Here is a 12,431-nt window from a genome sequence, read left to right as displayed (position 1 = left end):
CTTCCCGCGGCCGAGCCCGCCTCCGGCTCGGCGGCGTGGCGGGCGGCGCACTCCCGCGGCGTCGATCAAGATCAGATCGTGGAGCCTCTTCGCAACACGAGAACCCGGCATCGCGCGGTCCGCCTGCTTCCTGGAGCCATGATCGTGGCAGCGGCGGTCACCGACTTCGCGACGCCCCGGCAGGGATCACTACGGCGCCTTCCTCTACGTGGTGCCCGGACTGGCCGCCGTGGGGTGGGGGGTCTGGGGGACCATGGCCTTCGGGGCGGCCGCGATCGTGGTGCTGACCGTCCTGGAGGCGGACCGCGGAGAGCCCGTCGTTCGGGCCGGCCTGTCGTTCACCGTCCTGGTCGGGATGATCAGTGTGGTGGCAGCCTGGTCCAGCAGCGTCCGGCAGCGGCGCGAGAAGGAACTGCTGCACGTCCGGAAGGTCGCGGACGTGGCACAGCGCGCCGTCCAACACCCGCTGCCCGAGCACCTGGGCTGCGTCGACCTCCACCTCTTGTACGAGACGTCGGTGGCAGGCGCCCACCTGGGCGGCGACTTCTACAAGGCGCTGCAGGTGGAAGGCGCGGTGCGGGTGATGATCGGAGACGTGCAGGGCAAGGGGCTTGGGGCGGTCGAGATCGCGGCTGTGCTCCTCGGCTCCTTCAGGGAGTCCGCGTACACGGAACCCGACCTGGCCGCGATCGCGCGCAAGCTGGAAACCAGCATGCGCAACTACGCGTCACGCGTCGGCATCGACGACGCCGACCGCTTCGCCACGGTGATCCTTGCCGAAATCCCCGCCGACCGTCCCGTGATGAGGCTGCTCAGCTGCGGTCACCCGCCGCCCGTCCGCCAGGGTCGCACCCACGCGGCCCAGTACGTCGACTTCCCGCAGCCGTCCCTGCCCGTCCACCTTCCGGTCAGCGTCGAGGACGACCACACCGTCGAGGAAGTGCCCTTCGACGTGGGCGACCGCATCCTCATGTACACCGACGGCGTCAGCGAGGCCCGCGACGCCTCCGGGTCCTTCTACCCGCTCGTCGAGCGGGTATCGGCCTGGCGGGAGGTGGCGGACCGCGAGGTGCTGCCTCGACTCGCAGCCGACCTGCACCGGTTCAGCGCTCAAGGACTGGACGACGACACGGCCGCCGTGCTGGTCGTGCGCGTCGCCGTCTCGCGCCCCGGCGACGACACCCCGATGGCACGGGCCGCCGGGGAACGCGCACGATAGCCCGATCGGCCGCGCCTGCCGGCCTGGGTGGCCTTGGAGAACCGTTGCCGCACGTCGAAGGTCCGGCGAGCCGGTCGAGCGCGACGAACGGCTTGAAGGCGCTCGTCGCACGCGCGCGACGATCACCATGGCCCCTGGTGATCGCCGCGGCGAGCGATTGCCGCCGGTCCACGAACGGGGCCTGGTTCCCGGTCCGTTGGGTCGACCCGGGCCGGGAATGTCGCCGATGGCCGATCACGGCACCACCGGCACCGATCCGCGGCGGGACACCTCACCGCCACGGTCACACGCACGTACGGCAGACCGCGGCCCCCTACCCGTGTCCCTCTGCTTCTCGCCGGTCGACGAGGATGACCGCCACGTCGTCCGCGAGGCGGTCCCGGGTGTGGCGGAGCAATGCCTGACGCAGCCCCTCCAGGAACTTCTGCCGGGGGCGGTCGCGCATGCTCACCATGGCCTCGGGGAGGTCGAAGAACGTGCCGTCCCGGTCCCGGGCCTCGATCACGCCGTCGGTGTACAACAGCAGCCTGTCCCCCGGTGCGAACGGATGGCTGTCCACTCGCCCGGGGGGTCCGCCGATGAACTCCGCGAGGCCCAACGGCGGCAAGGGCGCGGTGGGCATCAAGGACCGGACCGTACCGTCGCGCAGCACCAGCGGCGGCGGATGTCCGCGGTTGATCACCTCGACGTGGAAGCCGTCCGGGATCTGGGCCACGAGAGCGGTGACGAACCCCTCGAGAAGGACGTCGTCACCCTCGGCCCCGGCCGCGCCCGCGACGGCGGCATCGCGCCGCAGGGCCGCTTCGCAGTGGTTGACGACCTCCACCAGGTCCTCCTCGTAGTGCACGGACTCCCGGAACGCGCCCAGCACGATCGCGGCGGCCCGTACGGCGGGCAGTCCCTTGCCCCGGACATCCCCGACGATCATCCGGATCCCGTACCGGGTCTGGACCACTTCGTACAGATCACCGCCGATCTGCGCGCCCTTCTCGGCCGCCAGGTACAGGCTGGCCGCCCGCACGGTGCCCAGCCGGGCCGGCACCGGCCGCAGCAGGACCTCTTGGGCGGCCGTGGCGATCCGTCGGACCTGGTTGAGCTCGTTCTCGCGGCGCGTGCGCGCGGTGCGGCTCGTCATGAGGCTCGCCACCGAGACCAGGAAGAGGGCGAGGAAGTTCGTGTAGACCTGTTGGCCACCCCAGGCGTGGTTGTGCGTGGCGGTGGCCACGCTGACCGCGACGGCCACTCCCGTCGCCGCGAGCGTGCCCTTGGGACCCATCGTCACCGCCGCCAGGGCGGGGGTCGCAACCAGCAGGGGTCCGGTGTACAGGACATGCGCGGGAGTGAGCTCGACGAGGAGCACCAGCAGGGCGAGCGCGAAGGGCAGGCACTGCGCGAGGGCGAAAAGGACCTGGTGGTGGCCGCCGGCTCCCGGTCCCGGGGGCGAGCGCAAGGGCGCTCTCATGAGTACAGCGTGCCTTGCCCGGACGCCTGGCCGCCACTCCGGTTCACCGGCCCCGTGGGGCCCGGTCGCCGCCGTGACGGCGGTCCGGATCCCACCCGCGCCCCGCGCGGTGCGCCACACCGTCGCCCTGAGCGGCGCCAGGACCGCCGCGGCTCGGCGTCCGTCGCTCCCCGCTGCCGTCGGCCCGAAGAGGTAAGAAACTGGAGTATGGGCGATTTCGTGGGAGATCTCCGGCGCCGGCTGTCCGGCTTGGCCGCGAGCTTTTCCGCTTCCCCGCGCCGTCCCCGGTCGGAACCACGCCCGATGCGTCAGGAACGCGCCCAGCCCCCCAAGGGCAGGGTGCGCAGGCCGCAGCGCCTGTCCTCGCTGCTGAGCGTGCGCAGCGTGGCCGGTGAGGTGTTCCTCCTCCAGCTGGCCGTCGTGATGCTGCTCGTCGCCGCCGCGGTGGGGGCGCTCGTGGTGCAGGCTCGAAGCTCCGCCATGATGGACGCCCGACACCGGACGCTCGCCGCCGCCGGAACGTTCGCGGAATCTCCGGGAATCGTCCCGGCTCTGCGCAGCGCCCATCCCAGCGCGGTGCTGCAGCCGAGCGCGGAGGCGGCCCGGAAGATCGCCGAGGTCGACGGCATCAACGTGTATTCGCTCGACGGCGTCACGCTCACCCACAGCGATCCGCGGCAGATCGGCAAACACGTCGTCGGCCCCTTCTCCAAGGCGGCGGCCGGAAAGTCCTTCACCGAGACGTTCGAAGGGTCCCTCGGCCGGTCCGTGGTGTCGGTGGTCCCCGTCAAGGACCCCGACGGTCGCGTCATCGCCGTCGTCACCTCCCCGGTCACGGTCCAGAACGTACAGAGCATGGTCAACCGGCAGTTGCCGGTCGTCCTCGGCAGTGCGGCCGTGGTGCTGATCCTTTCCGCGGGTGGGACGGCTCTGGTGAGCCGCCGGCTGCTGCGGCGAACACACGGCCTGGGACCGGCCGAGATGACGAGAATGTACGAGCACCACGACGCGGTGCTCCACGCGGTACGAGAGGGCGTGCTGATCGTCGGCGGTGACGGTCGGCTCCTGCTGGCCAATGACGAGGCGCGCAGGCTCCTGGACCTGCCGGCACACGCGGAAGGGCTCCCCGTCACGGATCTGGGTCTGGAGGAGGGAATCGCCGAGCAGATCGCCTCGGGTCGTTCCGCGACCGACGAGCTGCACGTGGCGGCCGATCGACTGCTGGCGGTGAACATCCGGCGCACCGCGCCCTACGGGAAGGCCGGGACGGTCGTCACGCTGCGGGACACCACCGAACTGCGGGCGCTCTCCGGCAGGGCGGAGATGGCCCGCGAGCGGCTGAACCTGCTGTACGACGCGGGGGTGCAGGTCGGAACGACACTGAGCCTGGAGCGCACCGCGGAGGAACTGGCGGAAGCGGCGGTCCCCCGGTTCGCCGACGTCGTCACCGTCGATCTGCTGGACCCGGTACTGCGCGGCGAGGAGCCGCCCGAGGCGAGCACCGAGATGCGCCGCACCGCCGTGGTGGGTCTCCAGGGCGACCACCCGCTCTCCCCCGTCGGCGAGCTGATCCGGTTCGCTCCCACGGGTCCCCTGGCCCCCGGGTCGGCAGGCGGCCGTGCGGTCCTGGAGGCGGACCTGCGCGCCGCCCCCCAGCGCTGGCGGGCCCAGCACCAGGCGAATGCCCAGCAGATCCTGGACCGCGGCATCCACTCCCTGATCTCCGTGCCCCTGCGGGCCCGGGGAATGGTGTTGGGCATGGCCGGCTACTGGCGGAGCGAGGACTCACCGCCGTTCGACGAGGAGGACGTGTCCTTCGCCGAGGAGCTGACCGCCCGGGCGGCGCTGTCCATCGACAATGCCCGCCGCTATACGCGCGAGCACACCATGGCCGTCACCCTGCAGCGCAGCCTGCTGCCCCGGCGCGTGCCGGAGCAGTCCGCCGTCGAGGTCGCTCACCGCTATCTGGCCGCACACGCCGGGGTGGGCGGGGACTGGTTCGATGTCATCCCGCTGCCCGGCGCCCGAGTGGCCCTGGTGGTCGGGGACGTGGTCGGCCACGGTCTCCACGCCGCCGCCACCATGGGTCGCCTGCGCACCGCCGTGTACAACTTCTCCACCCTCGACCTGCCTCCGGACGAGCTCCTGAGCCACCTGGACGAGTTGGTCGCCCACATCGACACCGATGAGCAGGAGTGGCAGGGAATCACCGGGGCCACCTGTCTGTGTGCCATTTACGACCCCGTCTCGGGGCAGGTGACGGCCGCCACCGCCGGTCATCCCGGTCCCGCCCTGGTCGACCCTGACGGAACCGTTTCCTTTCCGGATGTTCCGGTCTCCCCGCCGCTGGGCCTGGGCGCGGGTCTCCCCATGGAGACCATGACGATCACCCTGCCCGAGGGCTCCCGGCTGGCTCTGTTCACCAACGGGCTGGTCGAGAGCCGGGGCCGCGATCCGGACGCCGGCCACGCGGCGCTGCGCGCCGCCCTGGCAGGGCCTGCCCGCAATCCCGAGGAAACCTGCACGGCGGTGATCGACGCGATGCTGCCCACCCGGCCCGTCGACGACGTCGCGTTGCTGGTGGCCCGCACCCGCCGGCTGGACCCCGCGCGGATCGCCGAGTGGGACGTGTCCCCCGACCCCGCGGCGGTGTCCCCGGTGCGCAACGCCTGCGCCCGCAGACTGGCGGACTGGGGACTGGAGGACATCGCCTTCACCACGGAACTCATCCTCAGCGAACTGTTGACCAACGCCATCCGCTACGGCACCGAGCCCATCCGGGTGAGGCTGCTGTACGACCGGAGCCTGGTCTGCGAGGTCTCCGACGGGTCCAGCACGTCCCCGCACCTGCGTCGGGCCGAGGACACCGACGAGGGCGGTCGCGGTCTGTTCCTCGTGGCGCAGTTCGCCGAGCGCTGGGGCACCCGCTACACCGCGCGCGGCAAGATCATCTGGAGCGAGCAGACCCTCCAGGACGAGACCGCGCCGCCCGCGATGGATCTCGCGGAAGCCCTCTTGGCCGGATGGGGCGAGGAAGGGTTCTGAGTACCCGCCGGTACGGCAGGCTCGGGGAGGCGACGGACACCACCGACCGGGACCGTCTGGGACTGCGCGTCGAGGCCTCCGAACGTACGCTGGCCTCGATCAGTGGACGATCGCCCGTTATGGAGCCTTAGTGCCCGCACCTCGTCTCCGGACAGCCTCCGTCGCCGCCTGCCTGGCCCTCGCGGCGGCGCCCCTCGGTGCCTGTGGAGACAAGCCGCCCGCCACACCGAGAGCCCCCGCGGTGGCCACCTCCGCCGCGGACACCGGCGGCATGGCGGCACTGACGGCGGCGGCGAAGAAGGAGGGGGTGCTCAACACGATCGCGCTCCCGAGCGACTGGGCCAACTACGGTGCGCTGATCGAAGGCTTCCGGAAGAAGTACGGGATCAAGGTCACGGTGGAGAACCCGGAAGGGACCAGCCAGGACGAGATCGACGCCCTGAAGGAGCACAGGGGCGCGGGCCTCGCCCCCGACGTGATCGACGTGGGGGGTTCGTTCGCGCAGTCCGCGGCCCGGCAGGGCCTGCTCGCCCCGTACGAGGTCGCCGAGTACGACCAGATCCCCGAGGAACAGAAGGACCCGCGAGCCCGCTGGTACAACAACTACGGCGGCTACGTCTCGATCGGCTGTGACGCCAAGCGCGTCAAGACCTGCCCTTCGACGTTCGCCGATCTGCGCAAGCCCGAGTACAAGGGGAAGGTCGCGCTCAACGGCGACCCCACCAAGTCCGGCTCCGCCTTCGCCGGGGTGTACGCGGCGGCCCTGGCGAACGGGGGTTCCTTCGACAACATCCAGCCCGGCATCGACTTCTTCGCCGACCTCCGCAAGAACGGGAACTTCATCCCGGTCGAGTCCTCGGTGGCCACGATCGCGAAGGGCCTGACCCCGATCAGCATCGACTGGGACTTCCTCAATCTCGGATATGCCGACGAGTTCCGGAGGAAGGGCGCGGACGTCGACTGGAGGACCGCCATCCCCTTCGACGGAAGCTTCGCCCAGTACTACGCGAACGGGGTCAACAAGGACGCCCCGCACCCCGCGGCGGCACGTCTGTGGCAGGAGTACCTCTTCAGCCCGGAAGGGCAGAACCTCCGGCTCGGCGCCTATGCGCGCCCCGTCCTCATGGACGCGATGAGGAAGGACGGCACCCTCGACAAGGCCGCCGCGGAGAAACTGCCGACGGTCGAGGGCACGCCTACGTTTCCGACGGAGGCACAGACGGAGAACGCGAGACGGACCGTCAACCGCGGCTGGGACAAGGCGCTCTCGGGCTGAGGACGGGGACGGTCCCGGCCAGGCGCCCCCGCGCGCCCGGGCTTCGCCCGAGCGGACCGCCCTCGCGGACGTTCTCGCTCCGGGTGCGCCGCCGGCGCTCGGGCGCGACGTGGAGCCGGGCTCGTTCCAATCCCCCGTCCGCGGGTCATTCGGGGCGGCTGAAGCGGTGGGCGGCCCAGACCAGGGCCAGGACTCCGCCGGCCAGCAGGAGCGAACCTTCCAGGAGCAGGGGAGGTTGCCAGTCGGACCATTCGATGCCCGCGGCGGCGGCCTGGTCCGGTACCCGCAGCGCGATGCAGCGGCGGAGCAGGTCCACCCCGTAGGCGAGCGGGTTGACGGCGGCCAGCGTGTGGGCCCAGCCCGGCAGGTTCTCGATCGGGAAGAAGCCGCCGGAGAGGAAGAGCAACGGCATCATCACCAGGCCGAGCAGCATGTGGAAGATCTCGGGCCGGTTGAGGGTCACGGCCAGGGCCAGGGACAGGGCCGTGATGGTGAAGGAGGTGAGGATCATGCCGGCGAGGAGCAGCGCCATGAGGAGCGGGTCGTAGGGCAGGCCGACGGTTCCGGCCAGGGCGAGCAGGACGGCGCCCTGGACCGTGGAGACGATGGTGCCGCCCGCGCAGCACCCGAGGAGCAGGGTGGACCGGCGGACCGGGGCCATCAGGAGTTCGCGCAGGTAGCCGCTCTGCCGGTCGGTGATCAGGCGGATGCCGACCATGATGGCCGGCGTCTGTACCGTCATCATCAGCATGCCCGGGAAGAGGTAGGTCTGGTAGCCCACGCCCAGCGAGGAGTTGGGGATCAGGGCGGCGAGACCGCCTCCCAGGATGAAGAGGTAGAGCACCGGCTGGAGCAGCATCAGGGCGGTGTGGGTGGGTTGGGCGGACAGGCGGAGCAGATCGCGGTAGATCAGGGCGTGTACCGCTCGCAGTTCGTGGCGCAGAGGAGCCCCCGACTCCCGGCCGGTGTCGGTGGAGGCGCCCGGGGCATCAGGGGTGCGGGAGGCGTCTGGGGCCGGGAGAGCGGGTGCGGTCATGGGGCATCCTCGGTTGCCGGCGTGGTTGCGCTCGGGGTGGCCGGTGTCGGCCGGGGGGCGTGGATGCTGCGGCCGGTGTGGTGGAAGAAGACGTCGTCGAGTGTCGGCGGGGTCGCGGACGCGGCGTGCACCGCGATGCCGTGGGCTTCGAGTGCCGCGCACAGGCGGGGAATCCAGGCGCTGCCGTCGGGAACCCTCAGGGTCACCCCTTCGGCGTCCAGGGTGACGGCGAGGCCCGACGGCGCGGTGCGGCCCACGACCTGTCGTGCCGCCGCGTCGTCGCTGGTGCGCAGCGCCACCCGGTCGTCTCCGATCGCGGTCTTCAGCGCGAGGGGCGTGCCTTGTGTCACGAGTCGGCCGTGGTCGATGATGCCGAGTCGGTCGCAGTTCTCCGCCTCTTCCAGGTAGTGGGTGGTGACGAAGAGCGTGCTGCCGTGCTGGTCGCGCAGTGCGCGCAGGTGTTCCCACACCTGGACGCGGGCGTGCGGGTCGAGTCCGGTGGTCGGCTCGTCGAGGAACAGGACCCGGGGTGAGTGGAGCAGCCCGCGGGCGAGTTCCAGGCGGCGGCGCATTCCTCCGGACAGGGTGCGGACCAGGGAACGTCGCCGGTCGGTCAATCCGACCATCTCCAGCGTCTCGGCGGCGCGCAGGCGGGCGTGGCGGCGGCGCAGTCCGTAGAGGCGTGCGTGGATGTGCAGGTTCTGCTCGGCTGTCAGGTCCGGATCCAGGGCGCTGTGTTGGAAGAGCATCCCGACGAGTCTTCGTACCTGCTCCGGTCGGCGCAGTACGTCGACGCCCGCCACCGTGGCCTGTCCGGCGGTGGGGCGGGCCAGGGCGCACAGCAGGGCGAGGGTGGTGGACTTGCCGGCGCCGTTGGGACCGAGGAAGGCGTAGGTCTCGCCTTGGAGCACGTCCAGGTCCAGGCCGCGAACGGCGTGGGTGGTGGTCCCGTCCGGACCCGCGTAGCTCTTGAACAGACCGCGCGTGCTGATGGCGTACGCCGGCGGGGCGGTGGGCCGGGCAGTGTCCGGGTGCGTGTGGGCGGTGGGCGGGAGGTCGGCTCGGATGCGAGCGTCGTCCGCGGCGTGTGGCTGCATGGTCGGGTCCTCGTCCACGGGGATGTCTGCGGCGGGCCTGCCGGCCACAGCGGCCTTGGCTCCGTCCGGTGGCCGCCAGGGGGCGGCCACCGGAAGGAGGTTCTCGGCTAGGCGCAGCTGATGCCGATACAGATGGTGTTCAGAAGCGTCAGCAGGCCGACGCACTCGCAGGTCGCGGCGAACGGCGCGCCGTCGACGCCGACCGGGTCGGTCTCCGGAAGGGCGTGCAGGTGGGCGAGCAGGTTGAGGTCCTGGTTCTCCATGACATTCTCCTTCTCTGTGCGGTGGCGACAGGGGTCCCTGTCGCTCAGCCCGGCTGCCGGATCATCCAGTGCCGGGGGTCTGTGTGGTGGGTTCGCAGGAGGAAGGCCAGAATTCCCGCGGAACCGTCACTCCAACTCGTCGAGACGTCCCCGTACTCGTTGGGGAAGACGACGTGGCTTTCGCGGTGGGCCCGTTCGCAGACGAGGAGACGGGCCAGGTCGTCGGCCATCGCGCGGTAGGCGGGATCCCCCGTGGCCTCGGCCATGTCGAGGAGGAAGTCGCCGTTCCCCGCCAGCCCGTGGCACTGGGCCAGAGCGGCGCGGGAGGCGCGCTCCATGACGGCGTGTGTGGCGCCGCGGGCGAGATCGCCGAACCGTTTGTCCCCCGTCCGCTGCCAGAGTCGGACCAGGAAGGAACCGATGCCCGCCGAACCGTGGCACCAGTACGGCGCCGTGGGCACGTCCGTGGCCTGGGCCGGCCACTGGGCCGCCTCGCCGACCATCACGGCGTTGGCCACCAGGTGTTCTCCCGCCGCCACGGCCAGTTCCAGGTGCTCGGAGCGGTCGGTGATGGCCGCGGCGGTGAGGAGGAAGCAGCCGATGCCGGACGTTCCGTGGGCGAAGCCGAGGTAGCGTTTGCCGGCCTCCGTGGAAACCGCCTCCGCGGGAATCGGCCAGCTCACGCCGGACGGTTCGGGTCGGGCGGCGGCGGCCAGCCGGTCGGCCGCGTCGGCGACCTGCTCGGCCAGGCGTGGGTCACCGGTCCGGTTCCACAGGTGGGCGGCCGCGAGTCCGCTGCCCGCGGAGCCGTGGGTGATGTCGTGACTGGGCGTCGACTCCAGCGGCGCCAATGCCAGGGCCAGCGCGTGGTCCGTGAGTGCGCGGTCCTCGATGGCGCGTCCGGCGTCGTACAGCGCCCAGGCGATGCCGCGGCCGCCGAAGTGCAGGCCCGGGCGGATGGAGCGGGTGTCGGTTCGAGCGGCGATCCAGTTGCCGGCGGTGGCGATCAGGTCGGGCAGGCGCGGGTCGCCGGTGAGTTCGAAGTACCGCGTCAGTACGGCCAGCGCACCCGCCGCGCCTTGCTGCACGGTGCAGGGGTCGGTCTCCCCCGCCAGGGTGGACACGGGCCACAGCCGCCGGTCGTCGCCCGGGGTCATCGAATCGATGAGGTGGTTCACCATCCCGCTGACCGCGACCCGCGTCACGGCGTGTGGTTCGTCCGTCCGTACCGGTCCGGTGGCGGGGTGAGCGGGCCGGCGCTCCGGGTTCGTCTCGCGGAGTGCCTCCCGCGCCCTGGCAGGGTCCCATCGCTCGCCGGGATCGTCCTTCATCAGCCCGAGGATCATCTCCGGCAGGCCGTCCGGCATGCGCAGTGTTCCGGCGCAGGCGGTGAGCCATTCGGCGAACCGCTGCTCCGCGGGTCTCGTGGCCGGCTCCTCGGGCAGCAGGTTCGGTACCTTCCCGCCGAGCACGAAGCAGACGGTGGCGCCGAGGCTGTAGTAGTCGGCGGTCGGAGAGACGGGAGCGTCGATCAGGCGCTCGGGGGCGCTGAAGCCGGGAGTTCCGACTTGGGTGGGGAGTGTGACGTCGTCCTCCAGGACGGCGAGTTCCAGGTCGATGAGGCGCAGTTCGCCGTCGGGGCGGACCATGACGTTGCCGGGCGTGAAGTCCCTCAGTACACAGCCGTGGGCGTGGGCAGCCGCGACCAGGTCCACCAGACGTCGAACCTGCGCGAGTGCGTCCGCTCGGTAGCGTTCGCCGCCCACGTCGCGGAAGCGCTCGGCGACCCAGGTGCGCAGGGGCACACCCGGCACTTCCTCCTGGGCGAGGAACAGGTGCCCGCCGGTTTCGAACATCGCGAGCGGTTCCGGTGCCAGTCCCGTGCCCTTGAGCTTCTCCAGCGTCCTGGCCTCGGCCCGCAGCCAGTCGCGTACGTCGGAGCCGGACGAGTCGCCCTCGACGTGCGGCCGGGCCTCCTTGATCACCACGGGTGCGCCCGTGGTGACGTCCGTTCCCCGGTAGACGCCGCCCTTGTTGGTGTGCCGGATCGCCTCTCGTACCGAGAATCGGCCGCCGAGCACCACCGGGTTGCTCGCCGCCTTCTCCTGCTGCGGTGGCAGTGGTACCGAGGCGGGGAAGGGGCTGACCGCCCAAGAGGGCGGGGAGTACTGGCCGGTGCGCTTGTCCTCCACGGGATTGCCGTCGGGGTCCTCGATGAACCACACCAGCAGACCCTGCTCCGACAGCCGCCGCCGGCCGACGAAGGCGCCGTAGCGGTAGTGCACGAGACTGTGTGGGGCGTACGGCTGGTCGGACAGGATCCGGGGGCCGGCCAGTCCCGCCGTGGCCTTGTGCAACTCAAGCGCTATTCGGGCCGCGGCGTCGTCGGACGGCGGGTAGATGGTGATGAACTTGCCCGAGCTCCCCCGCGGTGTGGCACGGGAGTTGAGCGCGCTCACCTGGTCGAGTGACCGGACGAATTTGAATGCCGCCTCCTCGCTCAGCAACACGTCCAGGGCCTTCACGAGGACTTCCGGTGCGGAGGCGGCCGTCGCCGACACGTGGAGTTTCCAGCCCTGTTGGCGTCGTACGCCGCGGTGGTGTGTGAGGCGGCACCACATCTCGTCCGCGTCGGTCGTCCAACGCTTGCCCGTACCTGTGGTCTGCAGTGCCTGGCGGAGCAGGCTTTCGAGGTCGACTTCGGTTGCGTGGCTCGTCATCCGTGTCCCTCTCAACGGCGATAACCGCTGGTTGGAATATGCCTTCGGTAAGAAACGTACAACGTCCGCCCGATGAACGTCACTTGGTTCGGCGAGCGCACAGGAGTATTGCGACGATGAATGGCGTGGTCCGGCGCGAATGGAGGCGCACAGACGTTAACGGGTCTTAAATACACTGCCTGTTCGATGAAACGGCCGACTGCGCTCGGGGGAAAGACGACCCGAGTTGTTCGTTCCGAATTTCACGGAGAGTCTGGCGGCGTGGATTCGGGAAGACCGCGGCGACATCCTGACCGCGGGTCCCCCAGCAGGC

Annotated in this window: 8 protein-coding genes; 3 read left to right on the top strand and 5 right to left on the bottom strand. The window is 71.0% G+C overall.

What is annotated here, in order from left to right:
* The first annotated feature begins 211 nt into the window (after positions 1-211).
* Positions 212-1,219, top strand: coding sequence for a PP2C family protein-serine/threonine phosphatase (locus ACFYW3_RS23680; protein WP_389387227.1), 1,008 nt, complete (start codon positions 212-214; stop codon positions 1,217-1,219).
* Between the two features lie 313 nt (positions 1,220-1,532).
* Here ACFYW3_RS23680 and ACFYW3_RS23675 read toward each other — a convergent pair whose 3' ends face one another.
* A complete protein-coding gene (locus ACFYW3_RS23675) occupies positions 1,533-2,681 on the bottom strand; it encodes a PP2C family protein-serine/threonine phosphatase (RefSeq protein WP_351758171.1) in 1,149 nt (382 codons plus the stop codon).
* A 303-nt stretch (positions 2,682-2,984) separates the two neighbouring features.
* On the opposite strand from ACFYW3_RS23675, the gene ACFYW3_RS23670 reads away from it, so the two are divergent.
* A complete protein-coding gene (locus ACFYW3_RS23670) occupies positions 2,985-5,726 on the top strand; it encodes a SpoIIE family protein phosphatase (RefSeq protein WP_389387226.1) in 2,742 nt (913 codons plus the stop codon).
* 130 nt (positions 5,727-5,856) lie between these two features.
* A complete protein-coding gene (locus ACFYW3_RS23665) occupies positions 5,857-7,002 on the top strand; it encodes an extracellular solute-binding protein (protein WP_351758177.1) in 1,146 nt (381 codons plus the stop codon).
* Between the two features lie 145 nt (positions 7,003-7,147).
* On the opposite strand, the gene ACFYW3_RS23660 is transcribed toward ACFYW3_RS23665, so the two are convergent.
* The 4 genes from ACFYW3_RS23660 to lanL all read right to left on the bottom strand — a co-directional run bounded on the left by ACFYW3_RS23660 (position 7,148) and on the right by lanL (position 12,118).
* Positions 7,148-8,038: an ABC transporter permease gene (locus ACFYW3_RS23660; RefSeq protein WP_351758180.1), complete on the bottom strand. Its 891-nt coding sequence runs from the start codon at positions 8,036-8,038 to the stop codon at positions 7,148-7,150.
* Positions 8,035-9,135 carry an ATP-binding cassette domain-containing protein gene (locus ACFYW3_RS23655; RefSeq protein WP_389387225.1) on the bottom strand — a complete coding sequence of 367 codons (1,101 nt, stop codon included), beginning with the start codon at positions 9,133-9,135 and terminating at the stop codon, positions 8,035-8,037. Before ACFYW3_RS23655 ends, ACFYW3_RS23660 begins: the two co-directional genes overlap by 4 nt.
* A gap of 107 nt (positions 9,136-9,242) precedes the next feature.
* A complete protein-coding gene (locus tag ACFYW3_RS23650; protein WP_351758186.1) occupies positions 9,243-9,398 on the bottom strand; it encodes a VenA family class IV lanthipeptide in 156 nt (51 codons plus the stop codon).
* Between the two features lie 44 nt (positions 9,399-9,442).
* Positions 9,443-12,118, bottom strand: a complete 2,676-nt coding sequence (lanL, locus tag ACFYW3_RS23645) for a class IV lanthionine synthetase LanL (protein ID WP_351758188.1) — start codon at positions 12,116-12,118, stop codon at positions 9,443-9,445.
* Between the last annotated feature and the right edge of the window lie 313 nt (positions 12,119-12,431).

This window comes from Streptomyces sp. NPDC002602, from assembly GCF_042889445.1.
In the GTDB taxonomy this organism is placed as follows: Bacteria; Actinomycetota; Actinomycetes; order Streptomycetales; family Streptomycetaceae; genus Streptomyces.
Note: the sequence above shows the minus strand (reverse complement) of the source record. Positions and strands in the feature narration are given on the sequence as shown.

Bases quoted from the DNA above. Each gene is read 5' to 3' on its own strand.
- ACFYW3_RS23650 (WP_351758186.1), bottom strand. From the start codon at position 9,398: ATGGAGAACCAGGACCTCAACCTGCTCGCCCACCTGCACGCCCTTCCG.
- ACFYW3_RS23670 (WP_389387226.1), top strand. From the start codon at position 2,985: ATGCGTCAGGAACGCGCCCAGCCCCCCAAGGGCAGGGTGCGCAGGCCG.
- lanL (WP_351758188.1), bottom strand. From the start codon at position 12,118: ATGACGAGCCACGCAACCGAAGTCGACCTCGAAAGCCTGCTCCGCCAG.
- ACFYW3_RS23660 (WP_351758180.1), bottom strand. From the start codon at position 8,038: ATGACCGCACCCGCTCTCCCGGCCCCAGACGCCTCCCGCACCCCTGAT.
- ACFYW3_RS23655 (WP_389387225.1), bottom strand. From the start codon at position 9,135: ATGCAGCCACACGCCGCGGACGACGCTCGCATCCGAGCCGACCTCCCG.
- ACFYW3_RS23675 (WP_351758171.1), bottom strand. From the start codon at position 2,681: ATGAGAGCGCCCTTGCGCTCGCCCCCGGGACCGGGAGCCGGCGGCCAC.